This is a genomic window from Senegalia sp. (in: firmicutes), from assembly GCF_052088025.1.
Taxonomy (GTDB): Bacteria; Bacillota; Clostridia; order Tissierellales; family SIT17; genus Anaeromonas.
In genome coordinates this window covers 1-20,603 of the sequence record NZ_JBQCYD010000040.1, presented here as the reverse complement: position 1 = coordinate 20,603, position 20,603 = coordinate 1, and the positions used below count along the sequence as shown (strand labels likewise).

The window sequence follows — 20,603 nt, the reverse complement described above, 5'->3', positions numbered from 1 at the left end:
CTTGTGGATAACACAGATATTTTTAAAAATCACATTCTGCAACTATCTATATATTTATACCTCATTTTAGATTAATTAATCATTTTAGTAGATGTAGGAAGATATAGATATAATTTTCACAATATTTGAAAAATATTACTTTTAATTAATTTTTAAACAATTTTAAATGGCAATAGGATATGGTAAGATAGATGTATTAATTGAATTGGGGGTTAATTATGATAAAAAACAATAATAAGGATTCACTTATAATAGGCCTTGCTTTATTTGCAATGTTTTTTGGGGCAGGTAATTTGATATTCCCACCTTCTATAGGTATCAGCGCAGGAGATGATTGGATAAGTGCTATGCTAGGGTTTTTCCTAACTGGTATAGGTATGCCTTTACTTGGAATTATTGCAATAACAAAAGCAGGAGGAACTTTAGAAAATTTTGCGAGTAAAATTAGCTCGAATTTTGGTAAAATATTTGGAATAATTATTATAGTAATATTGGGACCACTATTAGGTGTTCCAAGAACAGGTGCTACCACTTATGAAATGGGTATAAGCCCTATATTTGAAAATGTAAGTCCAATACTTGTTTCTATAATATTCTTTTCACTTACTTTATTTCTTACAATAAAACCTACAGGGATAATAGATAGAATAGGAAAATTATTAACGCCAATACTCCTTATAATGTTATCTATAATAATTTATAAGGGTGTAACTATGCCAATTGGCACTCCTATAAATTCAGCTAGTATAAATACCTTTGCTAACGGCTTTACAGAAGGTTATCAGACCATGGATGCATTAGGAGCCATAATATTTGGAGGAATAATATTTAATTCTCTACTTGAAAAGGGATATAAGGATAAAAAATCACAATTAAAGGTCACATTAAAAGCAGGACTCATATCTTCAATAGGTCTTGTGCTAGTATATGGAGGACTTTTATATCTAGGAGCTACAGCAAGCTCTGTATTTGAATCTGACATAACAAAGACAAATTTAACAATATCTATAGTAGCAAGTATTTTAGGTGAAATGGGTAAGGTTGTTTTAGGAATTTGTGTATCGGCAGCATGTCTTACAACATCAGTTGGACTTATTGCTACTTTTGGTAATTTTTTTAGTGATATAACAAATGGAAAGTTAAGCTATAAAGCATCAGTTATAACAGCTACTATAATAAGTGCTCTTATAGCAAATTTAGGTGTAGAAAGTATAGTTGCATTTTCAGAACCAATACTTGCTGTAATATATCCAGTAGCCATAATATTAATTGTATTAAATTTACTTGATGATTTTATTAAAAACAAAGTTATTTATATAGGTGCAGTGTATGGTACTTTGCTTGTAAGCATAATGGATGGATTAAAATCCTTAGGTGTAAATTCACCTATTTTTGATAATATTATAAATATATTACCATTTTGGGATAAAGGATTTGGATGGTTAGTTCCTGCTATTATAGGAATGCTTATATCAATTACCTTTAGTAAGTTTAATATTAACAATAGATCTGAATATGAATATTAAAAGAACAAGAAGTATCCTAGGATGCTTCTTGTTTTTTAAAATACATAATATTTAGAGGGTTTGTAATAGTTTTGTAGAATATATACTAAAGGAATATAGAGAGGATGAGTTTAATGGAGAAAGGTTATATTCATATTTATACTGGAAATGGAAAAGGGAAAACAACAGCAGCATTAGGACTATCACTAAGGGCAGTATGTGCAGGAAAGAAAGTATTTTTTGGCCAATTTGTAAAGGGAATGAAATACAGTGAAGTAAAAGCAGCAGAATATCTACCTAATTTTGAAATAGAGCAATTTGGTAGGACTTGCTTTATAGATAAAGATCCTGAAATAGAAGATATAGAATGTGCAAATGTTGGAATAAAAGAATGTAGTGAAATACTTGAAAAAGGTGATTATGATTTAGTAGTATTAGATGAACTTACAATAGGACTCTTTTATAAATTATTTACTATAGAAGATGTATTAGAAATGATAAAGAAGAAAAAGGATAATATAGAATTAGTGATAACTGGAAGATATGCTCCGGATGAATTAATTTTAATAGCAGATTTAGTGACAGAAATGAAGGAAATTAAGCATTATTATACAAAAGGAGTAGAAGCAAGAAAAGGCATTGAAAGTTAAGATTATTTATATAATCCTATTTAAATGGGTAATAATAGTAATACCATAAAAATAGGATGTGATGATTTGAATAAAAAACATACAAATAGATTGATAAATGAAAAGAGTCCATATTTACTTCAACATGCACATAATCCAGTGGATTGGTATCCCTGGGGGAAAGAAGCCTTTGAGAAGGCTAAAAAAGAAGATAAGCCTATATTCTTATCTATAGGATATTCAACATGTCATTGGTGTCATGTAATGGAGCGTGAAAGTTTTGAAGATGAGCAGGTTGCAGAACTTTTAAATGAATATTTTGTATCTATAAAGGTAGATAGGGAAGAGCGACCTGATTTAGATAATATTTATATGACAATAACTCAAGCCATGACAGGATCTGGTGGTTGGCCTATGAATGTATTTTTAACTCCTGATAAAAAGCCCATTTTTGCAGGAACATACTTTCCAAAGCGTTCTATATTAGATAGGGTAGGTATTATGGATATTTCATATAATATAAATAGAGCTTGGAAGGAAAAAAGAGAAGATTTAATTGAAAACAGTGAAGATATAATAGCTAAATTAAGTAGGATTAATAGCAATACTAATAGTGAAGGTGACTTATCAAAAGAAGTGCTTGATAAGGCCTTTAAAGAAAAATCAGAAAACTTTGACAGGCAATATGGAGGCTTTGGTAGCTCTCCTAAATTTCCTATGGGTCATAATTTAATGTTTTTAATCAGATACTATAAGGAAAATAAAAATAAAGAAGCATTAGAAATGATAGAGCAAACACTTGATTCTATGTATAAGGGTGGAATATTTGATCATATAGGCTTTGGATTTTCTAGATATTCAGTGGATAAGAAATGGTTAGTTCCACATTTTGAAAAAATGCTCTATGACAATGCAATTTTAGCCTATGCTTATTTAGAAGGCTATCAATTAACAAAAAAAGAACTATATAAGGAAGTAGCAGAGAAGATATTTACCTATATAATTCGTGATATGACTAGTGAAGATGGTGGCTTTTATTCAGCAGAAGATGCAGATAGTGAAGGAGTAGAAGGTAAGTTTTATGTTTGGAGCAAAAGGCAAGTAAAAGAATTATTAGGTGAAGCAGAAGGAGAGTTAGTTTGTAATTATTTTGATATTACAGATCAAGGGAATTTTGAAGGTGAAAACATACCAAATCTCATAAAGCATGATTTAGCCTTACTTGAAAAATCTCCGGATATGACAAATAGAATTCACGCCTATGCTGATATGTTATTTTACAAGCGAGAGACTAGAATTCATCCTCATAAGGACGATAAGATACTGACCTCTTGGAATGGACTTATGATAGCAGCCCTAGCTTTTGGTGGTAGGATATTAGATAAAGCATTATTTATAAATGTAGCTAAAAAATCTATAGATTTCATATATGATAAATTATTTGAAGAGACTAGGTTACTTGCAAGATACCGTGATGGTGAAGCAAGATATGAGGGTTATTTAGAAGATTATGCTTTTTTAACTTGGGGTTTAATTGAAATGTATGAAGCTACCTTTGAAAAGAAATATCTAAAAAAGGCTAAGAAATTGATGGATGACACTTTTGAACTATTTTGGGATGATGAAAATGGAGGATTTTTTATAAATGGTCATGATTCAGAAGAATTAATATTAAGGCCAAAAGAAATATATGATGGAGCAATTCCTTCAGGAAATTCAGTGGCTGGATTTAATATGATTAAATTATCTAAAATGCTAGAAGATGAATCTTACATGAAAAAATATGAAATGATGATAAAATCATTTGGTCAGGATATAAGTGACATGCCTAGTGCCCATTCATTTTTCTTGATTACTTATATGGATTATTTAAAAAATGGCAAAAATATCATTATAGCTCATGAAAGGGAAGATGAACTATATAAATCTATGATAAGTGAAATAAATAAAAGATATTTACCTTTTACAACAGTAATAATGGGTAATAGAGAATTAGTAGATGGCAAAACAACTGCATATATTTGTGAAAATTATGCATGTAATATGCCTATAAATAATATAGAAGAATTTATAAAGCAATTAAAATAAAGGAGGAAATTAGATGGATTACAAAATGTTACACACATGTATTAGAGTAATGGATTTAGATAAGTCACTTAAATTTTACAAGGAAGGTTTGGGTTTTAAGGAAAGCTCAAGAAAAGACTTTCCAGAATCAGAATTTACATTAGTTTATTTAACAGACAAGGAAGAAAACTATGAGATAGAATTAACCTATAATTATAATCCAGATAAACCATATGAAATAGGAAATGGATTTGCACATATTGCAGTTTCAACTCCTGATTTAGAGGAATCAAGAAAAGGACATATTGATATGGGTTATCAAGTAACAGAACTTATGGGTCTTCCTGGAAGCAAGCCTAAATATTACTTTGTGACAGATCCAGATGGATATGATGTAGAAGTAATAAGACAATAGAAAAGTAATTTAATTGTAATGGATTACATATAGATTATAGTGTATAATTAAAGTATAGTTCAAATAAAGGAGCAGAAATTATGCAAAAATATTATTTATATGTAGTCCTTACAAGTCCTAATACAGCCATTTCAAAATTAATAAAATTATTTAAAAATGACAACTATACTCATGCCTCACTTTCTCTAGATAAAAGTTTACATAATATGTATAGTTTCAGTAGAAAAAAAGCTTATAATCCTTTTATAGGTATATTTAAGCACGAAGAATTTGATAAAGGTATCTTTAGATTTCATAGAGACTTACCGGGTAGAATAATGCAAGTAGAAGTAAGCAAGGAACAATATGAAAATGCAGTAAAACTTTTAGATAAATTCACAGCAAATAGTGAGATGTATAAGTATAATTATAAAGGATTTTTATATATACTTTTAAATAAAGAAATACTTTCAGATGAGAGATTTTTATGTTCTGAATTTGTATATTACATATTAAATGAAAGTTATATTGTAGATTTGAATATATCTAGAAATTTAGTAAGACCGGAAAATTTATTAGATATAGAAAGTGAAATAGTATATGAAGGCAATTTAAAAGAAATGTATCCTGTAACTAGTATGAGAAGTATGACCTTTAACTATTTGAAAAATAAAATAGGAATAAGGGTATCATAAAAAAAGCATTCCAAAAGGAATGCTTTTTTTATGTGAAAATAAGGAAATAGCTAAGTACAATAACACCAAGTATTATCCTATACCAACCAAAGGCTTTAAAGTCATTATTTTTAATATATGAAAGTAGAAATTTGATAGATATAATGGATACAAAAAATGCCACAACCATACCAAATATAAGTATAATAAACTCCTCACTTGAAAAATCAAAACCAAATTTATAAAGCTTTAATGCACTTGCTCCAAACATTACTGGAATAGATAAAAAGAATGAATATTCAGCAGCAATATATCTACTAGTACCAAGTATAATGGCACCTATAATAGTAGCTCCTGATCTGGATGTACCTGGAATAAGTGCTAAAACTTGAAACATTCCTATTAAAAATGCAGTCTTGTAGCTCAAATCCTTAAAGGATTTTATGCTACCATCTCTACCCTTATTCATATTTTCAACTATTATAAATAATATTCCATAAAATATTAGCATAATAGCTACAGTTTGATAATTATATAAATGCTCATTTAACCAATCATCAAAAAGCAAGCCTAAAACTGCTGCAGGAACTACACCAACTACAACTTTAATCCAAATATTAACTGTATCTATCTTTTCTTTTCTCGTCTTTTTAGGAGAAAAAGGATTTAATTTATGAAAGAACAAAATTACAACAGCCATGATAGCACCTAATTGTATAACTACAAAAAACATTTCTTTAAATGCATCTGAGTAATTTAACTTTATAAATTCTTCAACCAAAATCATATGCCCTGTACTACTTACAGGAAGCCATTCTGTAATCCCTTCAACTATCCCTAAAATCAAAGTCTTAAACAATTCTATTAAAAACATTTTTTCACCCCTATATTATATGTATTACTTATACTATATTAATCCTCTTTTATAATTATTGCAAGGAAATATGATATTAAACTTACAAAAGTGTAAGATAAAAAGAATTATTGTAAGGCAGTAGATATGGTTTCTAACATCGTTACACAATATAATGATGTTAGAAAGATAAAAGAAAGCGAGGAAAAGTTAATGGAGATATTAAAAGTAGAAAATTTAAATAAGACTTATATCACAGGAGATACAAAAGTAGAGGCATTAAAAGATATAAATTTATCTATTAAAAAAGGAGAGTTTGTCTCAATTGTAGGAGCATCAGGTTCAGGCAAATCTACATTACTGCATTTATTAGGAGGGCTTGATAAACCAACAAGTGGAAAGGTAATAATTGACTCTGAAGATATTTATGATTATAAGGAAGAAAAATTAGCTATATTTAGAAGAAGAAAGGTTGGATTTATATTTCAATTTTTCAATCTTATACCCATATTAAATGTATGTGAAAATATTGCATTACCTCAACTTTTGGATAATGAAAAAATAAGTAGAGATTATTTAGATGAACTTCTTTCTATACTTGGAATGAAAGATAGAAAGAATCATTTACCATCAGAATTATCAGGTGGCCAACAACAAAGGGTAGCTATAGGAAGAGCATTATTTAATAAACCTTCAATAATACTAGCAGATGAACCTACAGGAAACTTAGATAGTGTAACATCAAAGGAAGTAATAGAATTATTAAAATTCACAGCAAAAAAATTCAATCAAACACTGATACTCATAACCCATGAATTAAATATAGCAGAAATGGCAGATAGGGTGATTACAATTAAAGATGGAATTGTAGTTTCTGATGAATATCTAAAGGCTGAATAGGGGTGATAAAATGATTACATCATATAAAGGGATTACAAAGAAATATTTAAAGGAAAATAAAAAAAGAGCAATACTTACAATAGTTGGGATAATACTTTCAGTTTCACTTATTTCATCAATTGGATTATTCTTTAAATCTATGCAAGAAGCTCAAATTGAAGATACAAAAAATTCATTTGGTTCTGCACATCTACAATATTCTAATCCGGATGAAGATTTAATAGAAAAAATAAAAAACAATCCTAAAGTATCAAGAAGTGGGTTATATTCTATAGGAGAAGCATTTAAAGTTGACGATAAGATAAATGTTATAGAAACGATAGGGACAGGAGAAGCTTTAGAATTATTACCTGTTAAGGTTGAAAAGGGAAGTTTTCCAAATGAAAAAGGAGAAGTAGCAATACAAAAGTGGTTACTTAGATATATAGAACCTGGTGCAGATATTGGTGGTATGATTAATATAAATAATAAAGAATATAGATTAGTAGGTATTTTAGAAGATAATGTATTAAATCAAATGAATGGAGAAGGGAATATATATACAGTAGGTGATGGCGAAAATATAGACGAAACCATTTTACTTGTAGAAATAGATGAAAAAGTAAATTTAAGAAAAACTGTAGAAGAATTAAGTAGTTTAGTAGATGAAGAAGATATCATAAAAAACAACTTTTTACTTTCACTACAAGGTGCAGGAGATACAAATGAATTATTTGGTTTATATTTAGTTGTAGGAGTGATTATAGGCATTGTAATAATATCAACCATAGCAGTAATATATAATTCATTTCAAATATCAGTAGTAGAAAGAATGAAGGAATTTGGACTTCTTCGCGCAGTAGGAACAACACCAAAACAAATTAGAAAAATAGTTTTAAGAGAGGCTACATTATTATCTATTATAGGGATTCCTGTAGGTTTGTTATTTGGAGTACTTGCAATTTATGCTATTGATATTGCGTTTAAAACCATTATGGGAGAAGTGGATTTACAATTTATAAAACTTACTATCTCACCATTAATTTTAATAGGTAGTGCTGTATTAGGGATTGCATCTATTTATATATCCGCATTATTACCTGCAGTATTTGCAGGGAGAGTATCACCGTTACTTGCTATAAGTAATAGAAAATCTATTAAAAAAGAAAAGATAAATAGAAAAAGAGGATTTTTATCTATAGTTTTTAAATCAATTTTAGGATTTGAAGGAGAACTTGCATATAAAAATATAAAGAGAAATAAGAAAAGATATAGAATAACAGTATTTTCAATAGTTATATCTGTAGTTTTATTTCTAACATTTTCATCATTTGTAGATATGGCTACAGGCGTAACTGATAGCCCTACAGAATCAGATAATATCCATTTTTCTATAGGAAGAGATACAAATGGATTTAATACAGAAGAATTTATAAAAAAAGAAATGATAGAAGAAATTAAAGATATGCCTGTAACTAAAAAGTTATATGGTGTATATAATTTTTATGATTTTAATATGGAAATAAATAGTGATAGTAAGATTAAAAAAGTAGAGGAACTTGGAGGTCAAGAAATTTATAAAGATTCAAGTGAAAATGGCAAAACTGATATACAAGGTTCCATAAATATATATGATAAATCAGCATTAGAAGTATCTAAAAAGTATCTAGAGTCAGGAAATATTGATATAGATGAAATGAATAATAAAAATGGAGTCATACTTATAGAGAGAAACACTGTATATAATTATGAAACTGAAAATTCATATTATGGTCCCATAGCAGATATAAAAGTAGGAGATAAAATAAATTTAAATGATCTTATTTATTATGAAGAAGTTGAAGAACAAGGATTTGAAGAGAAAACAAGAGAAATAGATAAAGAAGTAGAAGTTATTGCTATAGTGAAAGAAGATGTGTTCTATTTTAGAAGCAGTGTACAAGGGTTGAAACTTATTACATCAGAAGCAGTAGCAAAGAATTTATTAAATGAAGAGATGATAGAACCTATAAACTTAAATATAATATTAGATCAGGTAGAAAATGAAGATGTGGCAATAAATGAATTAGAAAGAATAATAAAAGACGAACCAAGTTTAAATATAATAAATCATATAGATATGAATAGACAGGCAAAGTCAGCTAAATTGATGATTCAAATATTACTATATGGATTTGTAATAGTGGTTTCTCTTATAGGCAGTGTAAATATAATAAATACAATTACCACAAATATACTTTTAAGAAAAAGAGAATTTGCTACACTTAGGTCAATTGGACTTACTCAGAAATCGCTTAAAAAGATGGTAGTAATAGAAGGAATGTTATATGGGGTAATGGGATTAATATATGGATCTATAGTAGGGTCTTTACTTTCATATGTAATGTATTATGGTATTGGTGGAATAAGAGAAATGGATTCTTGGATGATACCATTTAATATGATTTTAATAGCTACTGTAGCTGTAATATTAATAGGAATACTTTCAGTACAATATCCATTAGCAAAGATAAAAAAGGATAATTTAATTGAGACAATAAAAGGTGATTACTAATCACCTTTTTTGTTATAATAAAGATAATAGAGAGGTGAAATATATGGAAACTATTCTTTTAGTAGAAGATGATAAGGCACTTGCAATGGGAATAGAATTTTCTTTGAAAGAAAAAGGATATAAAGTATATAGTTCTACAACAATAAGTGAAAGCAAAGAAATATATGAAAAAGAAAAAATAGATTTGATACTTTTAGATATAAACTTACCAGATGGAAGTGGATATGATTTATGTAAATACATAAGAAAGATAAGTGATGTGCCCATAATATTTTTAACAGCACTTGATGAAGAGGTAAATATTGTGCTTGGACTTGATATAGGTGGGGATGATTATATTACAAAGCCCTTTAGAGTAGGAGAACTTAATTCAAGGATAAAGGCAATACTTAGAAGAAGTACAAATAATGAAACAAACGATAAATATAGGTCAGGGGATTTGAAAATAGATATTTCTAATATGATAATAAAAAAGAACAAAGAAGAAGTAAATCTCACAGCACTTGAATATAAGCTCTTATTATTTTTCATTAAAAATCCACAAAAATTATCTAAAAGAGATACTATATTAAATTTTTTATCCCAAGATGAAGAGGCTTTTTTTGATGAAAATACCTTATCTGTGTATATAAAAAGACTTAGAGAAAAAATAGAAGATGATTATAAAAATCCTAAATATATAGCTACTAAAAGAGGACTGGGCTATATTTGGGAAAAAGAACTTATAAAGGAGTAGGGATAATGAGAAATAGGCTAATTATACTTTTAATCATCATGATTATATTTACTTCTGTTTCATTTGTAGCTTTAAATATCTACTATAATAATTTAAAAAGAGATTACATAGATAGCTTTGGAAATGTACTTATGAAAGTTAGTGAATCTGATCCTGAGCTTGCAGATCAAATAATACCTAGTATAACAAGTAGTAGAAGTGAAGAAGAAAGAATACAGGCAAGAAAAACTTTAAAGGAATATGGTATAACTCCTGAACTAGAAAATTCATTATTTCCAAATCTAGATAAAAGCTACAAAGAAAACAATATAATTTTTATTATTATTTTTATATTTCTATTATTGATATTATTTATATTTAATTATCTGGAAAATAAATATTTTTATATGAAAATAAGAAAGATATCTGATAGGGCAAAAGATATAGTAAAGGGAGATTTTAAAACATTCCCTGAAGATGATAAGGAAGGTGATTTTCCAAAACTCATATCATCGTTTAATTCTATGACAAATATTATAAAAAGTAATTTAGATGAGTTAAAAGAAGAAAAGAATTTTTTAGTGGATTTATTATCTGATATATCTCATCAATTGAAAACTCCCTTATCATCAATGATTGTATATAACGATATACTTACAGAAAAGGAACTGCCAAGGGAAAAACAATTACTCTTTCTAGAAAACAATAGAAAACAATTAGAGCGTATAGAATGGCTTATAAAAAGTCTACTTAAACTTGCAAGGCTTGATGCCCGAGCTATAAAATTTGAAAAAGAAAATTTAGATTTAAACTGTACCATCAAATCAGCAATAGAAGCAGTAAATGAAAGGAAAACATATAAAGATATAAATATAGAAGTTGATGGAGAAAATAGCTTATATTTAGAACATGACTTTTATTGGATAAAGGAAGCTATTATTAATCTGCTTGTAAATGCAATAGATCATAGTAAAGTAAGCAGTTATATAAATATAAGACTAATAGAAACACCAATATATAAGAGGATAGAAATAGAAGATTTTGGCGAGGGAATAGATAGAGTAGATTTAGCTCATATATTTAAAAGATTTTATAAGGCCAAAAATTCAAATAGTGATTCAGTAGGAATAGGACTTGCTCTTTCAAAGTCAATAATAGAAGGTCATGATGGGATAATAGAAGCAGAAAGCACAAAGGGATCTGGAACAAAATTCATGATAACATTTCTTAAATATTAATTATTTTGTGTGTTTTGGGTATATTATTTGTAATATGCCTTAAGGAGTGAAGTTGATGGATTTTGTACTTATATTAATACTTGTAATATTAAATGGATTTTTTGCAGCAGCAGAGTTTGCGCTTGTTTCAATAGATAGGGAAAAATATAAATCAAAGAGATATGAAAATGATAAAAGGGTGAAGACACTTTTAAAAGTAACACAAAACCCCAGTAAATTTCTAGCTACAATACAAGTGGGTATTACACTTGCTGGATTTTTAGCTAGTGCATCAGCAGCAGTTACCATTTCAAAACCATTTGGAGAACTTTTACAAGCTACAGGCCTTCCCTTTGTGGCTAGCTTCAGCAATCAAATAGCAATAGTACTTGGAACTATAATACTATCATTTATTACGCTTGTCTTTGGTGAATTAGTACCAAAGAGAATAGCACTTGCGAGCACTGAAAAAACAGCACTTATTACAGCAAGACCTATAAATATATTATCAAGGATAATGAAACCTGTAGTATTTATACTTACAAAGACTACAGATATAATAGCAAAACTTTTAGGAACTGACACAGAAGATGCTGAGGAAAAAATAACAGAAGAAGAAATAAGAAATACTATAAGAAAGGGAAGACGCCATGGAGTGTTAAATCCTACAGAAACAGAGATGCTTGAACGTATTTTTGAATTTGATGATAAGCTTGCAAAGGATATAAGAACACCTAAGAACAAAGTTTTTACAGTAGATATAAATACTCAAACAGAAGATATAATGGAAGAAATAATCAAAACAGGATATTCTCGTATACCAGCAATGGAAGATGGAAATATAATAGGAATACTTTATATAAAAGATATATTTTATGAAATGAAAAAGAAAAAGGAAGATGAAATAAATATAAGGAGTTTACTAAGAGAAGCTCATTTTGTACCAGAAACCAAAAAGATAGATGTACTTTATAAGGAATTAAAGGTAAATCAAAATCATATGGCTATTATAATAGATGAATATGGCTCATTTTCAGGACTTGTTACACTTGAAGATATATTAGAGGAGATTGTTGGAGAGATATTTGATGAGTTTGAAAAAGAGATTCATTCTATAGAATATTTAGATGACAATATATATTTAATAGATGGTCTTGAAAGTATAAAGAAAATAAATGAAGAATTGAATGTGAATTTACCCCTAGATGGTTCAGATACATTAGGTGGATTTGTACTTGGATTAATTGATGATATACCTGGTGAAAATGATAATCCTATAGTAAGTTATAAAGATATAATATTCAAAGTAGAAAAGATAAAGGGAAAAAGAATAAAACTTATTAAGATGACTAAAAACAATTAGATTCCTTGACTTTAGTCAAGGAATCTAACTTACTTTATCTTAGAACAAATACTCCTGTAGATAGATAGGGCACTTCTATTTTTTTATTTTTTAAAGAAGTGTAAGCCCTATCTTTTTTCATGCCTTTTTCATCTAATATAGTAGAGATGAAAAACTCTCTTTTATTTTGCTTATAACAATTTTTAATATGGAAGTTTAAATCTTGTTCATCTAAATATGCGGAAAAGAAATTAGCATTATGTACTACTAAAAGATAAGAATCATTATTTTTTATAGTATATACTATTACATTTTGAGCTTTTTTATAATGAAAGAATTTTAATTTTTCTTTTATTTTTATTTCAGAACATAATCTAAATTCATCATGACTTTTCCTTAAAGAAATTAAATCCTTAAAATAATCATAAAAATCTTTATTTTTTTCCTTTAAAGTCCAATCTAGCGCATTTAAGCTTGTATTTGATTTGTATGAATTGTGATCCATTTGTTTTGTTCTTAAAAATTCATTTCCTTCATGAAAAAATGGTATACCTTGAGCAGTAAAAACTATAGAAAATGCCAATTTATTGAGTCTTTCAATATCTTCATTTGCCATATTTGGAAATGATTTTTTAAATTTATCATAAATAATCAAATTATCATGACTATTTATATAATTTATACTTTCATTAGGATGAGATGTAAATCCTATATGAAGATTATCATAGTCAATAGAGCCTACTATGCCCGTTTCTACATCAAGTTGTAATACACTATTTCCACCTACAAAACCTGGATGACTTCCATCATTATCACCCTTTATACTATTTCTTAATCTATCATTAAAGAAGGCAAAGGATAGGTTTTGCTGACTTCCTTTAATGGTATGTTTATGAGATTCAAGTATGCTAGCACCACCCATCCAAGGCTCACCATATATGAGGACATCAGGATCCTTTTTCCTTAAACGCTTTATGGATTTTTCAATTGTATCTATGTCAGTAAGAGCCATGAGATCAAATCTAAATCCATCAATCTTATATTCATCTTGCCAATACAAAAGGGAATTTATTATAAATTTACGCACCATTGGTCTTTCTGATGCTAGTTCATTTCCAACACCTGATCCATTTGAAAATCTTCCATGGCCATTCATTCTATAGTAATATCCCGGCATTATACGATTGAAATTACTATCATAAGATTTATAGGTATGATTGTATACCACATCCATAACAACCTTAAATCCTTCATTGTGAAGAGTCATTATAAGTTCCTTTAATTCCTTTATCCTATTTATAGGATCCTCTGGCTTACTTGCATAAGAGCCTTCAGGTACATTATATAGTTCTGGATCATATCCCCAGTTGTAATTATCATCACGATAAAAATCATATGATTCTTCATTTACAGTTAAAAAATCAAATATAGGCATGAGATGAATATGACTTACACCTAGTTCCTTTAAATGAGGAATTTTAGATTTAAATCCTAAGTACTTACCCCTATATTCTGAATCTGTATTTATAGTAAAATCTTTTATATGCACCTCATAAATAATAGCATCGCAAATTTTAATATCAGGGGATAGATGATCTTTAAAACCATGAGGATTTGTATCTTTTAAATTAATTATAGCTGATCTCTTGGAATTTGGGGATGATGATATAGAATAAGGGTCTGTAACTTCATATTCATCATCTATTAGAAATGTATAAAAATAACCATTATAATCACCAATAAGCTCATATTCATGTACACCATCTGGACACTTTTTCATTTTAAATATTTCTCTATCAAGTGTTTTATAGCCTGGATAGATAATTAATTTGATCTCCTCTTTTTGAGGAGACCAAACCCTAACAATGGTTTTATCTTCATTATAAATAAGACCAAGCTTTTTATCTGTAGAATTATAGTCCATAAATTTCTCCTATTCTTTTATTACTTGCTCATAAATTTCAATATATTCATTAGAAGATTTTTTCCAATCATTTTTTGAATCCATTGCATTAATCATCAATTTTTCCCACTTTGTTTTATCATTATAGACATCTAAAGTTCTTTTTACAGTAAATAATAATTCATGGGCATTGAAATTTTCAAAAGAAAATCCATTTCCGCTTCCGTCATATTGATTATATGGGATTATAGTATCCTTTAGGCCACCAACTTCACGAACTATTGGAATAGTACCATACCTTAAGGAAATCAATTGACTTATACCACAAGGCTCCTTCATAGAAGGCATTAAAAACATATCGGCACCTGCATATATCTTGTGACTTTCTGCTTCATTAAAATAAATTTTAGAAGCTAGTTTTTTAGGATATTTTTCTTCAAATTGATTAAATATATCTTCATATTCCTTATCACCTGTGCCAAGCATTATGAATTGAACATCTTCACATAATAGTTCATCTAGTATATGTGTTACTAAATCAAGACCCTTCATAGATACCAGACGTGTCACCATAGCTATTAGAGGTATATCTTTTCTTACAGGTAAGCCATATAATTTTTGAAGAGCTATTTTATTTTCATTCTTTTTATTGATAGTCTTTTTATTATAATTTTCATCTATATTACTATCAGTAAGAGGATTATATTTATTATAATCTATACCATTTACTATACCAAACAATTTATTTTCATGTTTTTTTATAATACCTTCTAAATCTTCTCCAAAAAAACTATATTTTATCTCCTCTGCATATGACTTACTTACTGTAGTTAATGCATCTGAAAAAACTATTCCAGCTTTCATGAAGTTTATATTCTCATAAAATTTAAGGGCTTCTTCATTAAAATAATCTATAGAAAGCCCTGCAACACCTTCTAATATATCAGGAGGAAAGACTCCTTGATATTTTAAATTATGGATAGTATAAATAGTTTTTATATCTTTGTAAAAATCATCACCCTTAGCAAAGTCTTTTATATAAAGGGGGATAAGACCTGTATGCCAATCATTTGCATGTATTATATTTGGTTTAAATTTGAGTATCTTTGGAAGTAAGCTCACAGCTTTTGAAAAGAATATAAATCTTTCACCATCATCAATTTCACCATAAAGATTTTCACGAGCAAAATAATATTCATTATCTATGAAATAATAGCTTACACCCTCTAATGTATATTCATATATTCCAGCATATTGACTCCTCCAACCTAAGTCTACATAAAATTCATCTATAAATTTTAGCTTGTCAATATATTCATCCTTTATTTTAGCATAAAGGGGTAAAACTACCCTTATCTCTACTCCTGAGTCTTTAAGTGCTAAGGGTAGAGAACCTGCAACATCTGCAAGCCCTCCTGTTTTTATAAAAGGTACAGCTTCTGAAGCTGCATATAATATTTTCATAAGATCAATCCTCTCTAATCGTTTGTTACCCTACCATATTTTTCTACTACAAAAGGTGCTGTATTGCTACCGGCAATATTTGCATTTTTAGATATATTTGAAGACTTATCAACTATAGAATTTACTACTACAGCATTATCTTCTATTACTGTCTTTTGCATTATTATGGAGTTTTTAACTATAGCATTTTTACCTATCTTAACACCTCTAAAGATAACTGAGTTTTCTACTTTTCCTTTTATGATACAACCATTTGCTATAAATGAGTTGGAAGCATCACCTGTATCTGTATAGTAAGTAGAAGGCTCATCTTGAGTTTTAGTAAAGACCCTACCACCCTTATAGAATATTTCTTTAGATATATTTCTATCTAATAAATTTAAATTAGCATCATAAAAACTTTTTAAATCTATTATATTTTCAACATGACCTTTAAACTCATATGCATTTATTTTGAACTTGTCTTTATTTTTCATGATTGCATCCATCATACTTAAAGAATCGCCTTTTTCTTTTGATTCTTTGATTAATTTTAAAAATACTTCTTTTTTGAAAAAAGACATATGGATAAAGTGGTTAAATTTATGCTCTGTACCAAGGTTAACGCCAATATCCAATAAATTTTCATCTTCATCTAGGTATAATTTATTAGAATTTATTAAATTTCCCTTTGGATCATCTACTTTTTTATATACTAAGGTAATATCAGCATCGGTTTTTTTGAATTTTTTATGGGCCTCTGTAATATCAACCTTAGCTAAATAGTTTGGATGACGAAGTAGTATATTTTCTTCCTTTATTCTATCAAAAAATTGCCAAGTGCTTGAAAATTGTGATATTTCTCCTTTGTTAAGCATCAAATCTTCTTCTATGGTAGGTGCAAAGAGAAATAATCCGTTAAATCTTCTATCTAAATCCCATGGTTTACCATTTCCTAGATGATCTAATGCAGATCTTATATTACCACCTGTATAGACTGCAATATTTCCAAGTCCATGGTTTACCATATTTGAAAGAGCAAAGTCTATTATTCTATATCTTCCTCCAAATGGAAGCATATAAGAGGATCTATGTTTGCATAAATCTCCAAAATTTTTATCTATGTCATCTGTAGTTATTACACCTAAGCATTTATTCATATTTTACGCCCCCTATTGTTTTATGATGCCTTCTTCACAAACTAAGTATAAATTACCATCATCTTTTGTGCCTACTTTTTTATTTTCTCCAACTACCATGCCTTCAAGTACAACTGCATTATTTACCTCAGCGCCTTTTTTTATTATACATTGTGATAATATTACAGAGTTATTTACCTTTGCTCCTTTTTCTATAATAACATCATGAAATAAAATAGAATTAGTAAGTTCTCCACATACTTCACAAGCTTCATTTACTAGAGATTTACTCACCTTAGCATCAGAAGAGATAAATTGAGGAGGTAAATTTTTATTATTAGTATATATTCTCCAGCTTCTATCATATAAATTAAGCGTATTATCATCATCAAGTAAGTCCATATTTGCCTCATGATAACTTTTTATAGTGCCTACATCCTTCCAATAATCTTTAAAGACCCAAGCATACATATTTTTGCCATCATTAAGCATTTTAGGGAGGATGTTTTTACCAAAGTCATTATCTGAATTTTCATCCTTATGGTCTTCTAATAAATAATTTCTTAAAGCTTCCCAATTAAACATATATATGCCCATACTTGCCATATTATTTTTAGGGTTTTCTGGTTTTTCATCAAATTCTATAATCTTATTATCATCATCTACATTAACTATTCCAAATCTTGAAGCTTCATCCCAGGGAACTTCTATAACGCCTGTAGTTACATCAGAATTTTTTTCTTTGTGAATATTTAATAATTTATTATAATCCATCTTATAAATATGATCTCCTGATAATACAAGTACATATTCTGGATTTAATTCATCTATGAAATCTATATTTTCATATATTGCATTTGCAGTACCTGTATACCATCTTCCTCCAGCTTCTGATGTATAAGGTGGAAGAATTCTAAGACCACCACTATTTCTATCAAAATCCCAAGCCTTACCTACACAAATATGAGTATTAAGTAAAAATGGTTTATATTGAGTCAAAATTCCTATGTCTGTAATCCCTGAGTTAGTTGCATTAGATAGTGCAAAATCAATTATTCTATATTTTCCTCCAAATGGAACTGCTGGTTTAGCTATTTTACTTGTTAAATTTTTGAGCCTAGAACCTTGACCACCTGCAAGCAACATAGCAACTATTTTGTCTTTTTTCATAAGCTTACCCTCCTAGTTATATGTGATATTTTAAAATTAATCCCCCAAGTGGAGGCAAATCAACATTGATGTGAAAATCTCTATCATGTATAGGTTGAGCGATACTCTTATAGCGCTTTATTCTTTTAGTATCACCACCATATCTATTGTGATCGCTTGTTATAAGTGTTTTATAAACTCCCTCTTTATCTACACCTATAGGATAGTTGGATCTTTCAATTGGTGTAAAATTAAATATAGCAATAATTTTTTCTTGGAATTTATTTATTCTTTCAAATGCTATGATACTTTCATCAGAATTTTCATGTTCTATCCATTTAAAACCTTCACTCTTACTATCTAAATCAAAAAATGCTGATTCTTCCTTATATAATTTATTTAAATCCTTTATAAACCTACTGATTTTTTGATGAGATTCATACTCAAGTAAAAACCAATCTAATTCTTTCCATTCATTCCATTCTATAAATTGTCCAAATTCCGCTCCCATAAATAAAAGCTTTTTACCAGGGTGAGCATACATATATAAAAATAATAGTCTTAAATTTGAAAACTTTTCATTGTATTCACCAGGCATCTTATCTAAGAGTGATTTTTTCCCATGAACTACTTCATCATGACTAAGTGGTAGTATGAAGTTTTCACTAAAGGCATAATGAATAGAAAATGTAAGAGCATTGTGTTTGCCTTTTCTAAAAAGAGGGTTAGTTTCCATATAATCAAGAGAGTCATTCATCCAACCCATATTCCATTTATAATCAAAACCTAGCCCACCTTCTTTAACTTTAGAACTAATTTTAGGCCAGGTAGTAGATTCTTCTGCTATCTTAAGTACTGAAGGATAGTAATTATCTATAGCTGTATTTAATTTCTTTATAAAGTCTACAGCCTCTAAATTTTCACGTCCACCATTTATATTTTTTATATCCTTACCAGTAAAGTCATGATAAAGCATATAAGCTACAGCATCTACCCTAATCCCATCTATATGATAATAATCAAGGAAATATACTGCAGAAGATATTAAAAAGCTAATTATTTCAGGTTTAGTAAAGTCAAAATTCAAGGTACCCCAACCTTCATTTTCCCTTTTTACTGTATCGGAAGATTCAAAAAGATATGTACCATCAAATCTTGCAAGCCCATGATCATCTTTAGTAAAATGAACAGGAACCCAGTCAATTATTACACCAATTCCTGCTCTGTGGCATCTATCTACAAAATACATGAAATCCTTAGGAGTTCCAAAACGGGAAGTAGGGGCAAAGTATCCTGTAGTTTGATATCCCCAAGAACCATCATAAGGATGTTCCGTTATTGGCATAAGTTCTATATGAGTAAAGCCCATTTTTTTAACATAGCCTATTAGACTATCAGCTAATTCTCTGTAGGAATAAAGGTCACCATTTTCATGTTGTTTCCATGAGACTAAATTCACTTCATATATGCTCATAGGATTTTCATGGGTATTATATGTTTTTCTTTTTTCTAAATACTCATCATCTTTCCAATTAAAGCCCTTTATATTGTAATATTTTGAAGCAGTATCTGGTCTTGTTTCAGCATGGAAGGCATAAGGATCAGATTTTATTCTTATTTCATCATCTTGAGAAATTATTTTATATTTATAATTATCAAATTCAGCTACACCTTGTACACAAATATTCCATAAGCCTGTATTTTTTATTCTCCTAAGAGATAAATTTTCTCCCCAATCATTAAAATCACCAATTAAATTTATGCTCTTGGCACGTGGTGCCCATACTATAAATCTGACATATCCATCATCTAGTAGATGTGCCCCTAAAAATTCATAAGATTTATAGAAAGTTCCTTCATGAAACAAATAAGCATCTAAATCCCCGTTTTTTATGTAATAAAAATCATTCATCTCTATCACCCCTCGTATAATATGTTTAGAAGCACTTTTTATTAAGTCTTCTAAGCATGTTTTATTTTTATTACAATTTCTATTTGAGATATCCTAATGCTATAATATATTCAAGAATAATTAGCGAAGGATAATTCTTATCACCCCTGCAAAACTAATTGGTTATTGCTATTAAAGCGTGCTTCCTGACTTAGCTGTCATATTCTTCTTACTTCAGTTGCTGCATCT

16 protein-coding genes are annotated in these 20,603 nt (G+C 28.7%); 10 read left to right on the top strand and 6 right to left on the bottom strand.

The genetic code is table 11. The features are described 5' to 3' along the window. The first annotated feature begins 218 nt into the window (after window positions 1-218). The 5 genes from brnQ to ACTHUW_RS10035 all read left to right on the top strand — a co-directional run bounded on the left by brnQ (window position 219) and on the right by ACTHUW_RS10035 (window position 5,290). The gene (gene brnQ, locus ACTHUW_RS10055; protein ID WP_442213166.1) at window positions 219-1,526 is read left to right on the top strand and encodes a branched-chain amino acid transport system II carrier protein; all 1,308 of its coding nucleotides are present in this window, start codon (window positions 219-221) and stop codon (window positions 1,524-1,526) included. A 113-nt stretch (window positions 1,527-1,639) separates the two neighbouring features. After that, complete coding sequence (locus tag ACTHUW_RS10050; RefSeq protein ID WP_442213164.1) at window positions 1,640-2,155, top strand: cob(I)yrinic acid a,c-diamide adenosyltransferase; 516 nt, start codon at window positions 1,640-1,642, stop codon at window positions 2,153-2,155. A 24-nt stretch (window positions 2,156-2,179) separates the two neighbouring features. Beyond that, on the top strand, window positions 2,180-4,222 hold the full coding sequence (locus tag ACTHUW_RS10045; protein WP_442196697.1) for a thioredoxin domain-containing protein: 2,043 nt from the start codon (window positions 2,180-2,182) through the stop codon (window positions 4,220-4,222). A 13-nt stretch (window positions 4,223-4,235) separates the two neighbouring features. Next, window positions 4,236-4,616: a lactoylglutathione lyase gene (gene gloA, locus ACTHUW_RS10040; protein ID WP_442196695.1), complete on the top strand. Its 381-nt coding sequence runs from the start codon at window positions 4,236-4,238 to the stop codon at window positions 4,614-4,616. 80 nt (window positions 4,617-4,696) lie between these two features. Continuing rightward, window positions 4,697-5,290 carry a hypothetical protein gene (locus tag ACTHUW_RS10035; RefSeq protein ID WP_442196694.1) on the top strand — a complete coding sequence of 198 codons (594 nt, stop codon included), beginning with the start codon at window positions 4,697-4,699 and terminating at the stop codon, window positions 5,288-5,290. A gap of 28 nt (window positions 5,291-5,318) precedes the next feature. Here the strand turns inward: ACTHUW_RS10035 and ACTHUW_RS10030 are convergent, their stop codons facing one another. After that, entirely contained in the window at window positions 5,319-6,143 is an 825-nt protein-coding gene (locus ACTHUW_RS10030) for an undecaprenyl-diphosphate phosphatase (protein WP_442196693.1), read from the bottom strand. Window positions 6,144-6,335: 192 nt separating this feature from the next. Between ACTHUW_RS10030 and ACTHUW_RS10025 the strand changes: the two genes are divergently transcribed. From ACTHUW_RS10025 to ACTHUW_RS10005, 5 genes are read left to right on the top strand one after another with little or no spacing between them, the layout of a single operon-like run. Further along, a complete protein-coding gene (locus ACTHUW_RS10025) occupies window positions 6,336-7,022 on the top strand; it encodes an ABC transporter ATP-binding protein (protein ID WP_442198843.1) in 687 nt (228 codons plus the stop codon). Between the two features lie 10 nt (window positions 7,023-7,032). Further along, window positions 7,033-9,555, top strand: coding sequence for an FtsX-like permease family protein (locus ACTHUW_RS10020; RefSeq protein ID WP_442196692.1), 2,523 nt, complete (start codon window positions 7,033-7,035; stop codon window positions 9,553-9,555). 43 nt (window positions 9,556-9,598) lie between these two features. Next, window positions 9,599-10,291: a response regulator transcription factor gene (locus tag ACTHUW_RS10015; protein ID WP_442196691.1), complete on the top strand. Its 693-nt coding sequence runs from the start codon at window positions 9,599-9,601 to the stop codon at window positions 10,289-10,291. A 5-nt stretch (window positions 10,292-10,296) separates the two neighbouring features. Beyond that, window positions 10,297-11,508 carry a sensor histidine kinase gene (locus tag ACTHUW_RS10010; RefSeq protein ID WP_442198844.1) on the top strand — a complete coding sequence of 404 codons (1,212 nt, stop codon included), beginning with the start codon at window positions 10,297-10,299 and terminating at the stop codon, window positions 11,506-11,508. A 55-nt stretch (window positions 11,509-11,563) separates the two neighbouring features. Next, window positions 11,564-12,850, top strand: coding sequence for a hemolysin family protein (locus tag ACTHUW_RS10005; protein ID WP_442198845.1), 1,287 nt, complete (start codon window positions 11,564-11,566; stop codon window positions 12,848-12,850). A 34-nt stretch (window positions 12,851-12,884) separates the two neighbouring features. On the opposite strand, the gene pulA is transcribed toward ACTHUW_RS10005, so the two are convergent. From pulA to glgB, 5 genes are read right to left on the bottom strand one after another with little or no spacing between them, the layout of a single operon-like run. Then, entirely contained in the window at window positions 12,885-14,753 is a 1,869-nt protein-coding gene (gene pulA / locus ACTHUW_RS10000; RefSeq protein ID WP_442196688.1) for a type I pullulanase, read from the bottom strand. 9 nt (window positions 14,754-14,762) lie between these two features. Further along, a complete protein-coding gene (gene glgA, locus ACTHUW_RS09995) occupies window positions 14,763-16,196 on the bottom strand; it encodes a glycogen synthase GlgA (protein WP_442196687.1) in 1,434 nt (477 codons plus the stop codon). A gap of 14 nt (window positions 16,197-16,210) precedes the next feature. Then, window positions 16,211-17,335: a glucose-1-phosphate adenylyltransferase subunit GlgD gene (glgD, locus tag ACTHUW_RS09990; RefSeq protein ID WP_442196686.1), complete on the bottom strand. Its 1,125-nt coding sequence runs from the start codon at window positions 17,333-17,335 to the stop codon at window positions 16,211-16,213. A gap of 12 nt (window positions 17,336-17,347) precedes the next feature. Continuing rightward, complete coding sequence (locus ACTHUW_RS09985; protein ID WP_442196685.1) at window positions 17,348-18,484, bottom strand: glucose-1-phosphate adenylyltransferase; 1,137 nt, start codon at window positions 18,482-18,484, stop codon at window positions 17,348-17,350. 16 nt (window positions 18,485-18,500) lie between these two features. Further along, window positions 18,501-20,375, bottom strand: coding sequence for a 1,4-alpha-glucan branching protein GlgB (gene glgB / locus ACTHUW_RS09980; protein ID WP_442196684.1), 1,875 nt, complete (start codon window positions 20,373-20,375; stop codon window positions 18,501-18,503). Window positions 20,376-20,603: the final 228 nt, after the last annotated feature.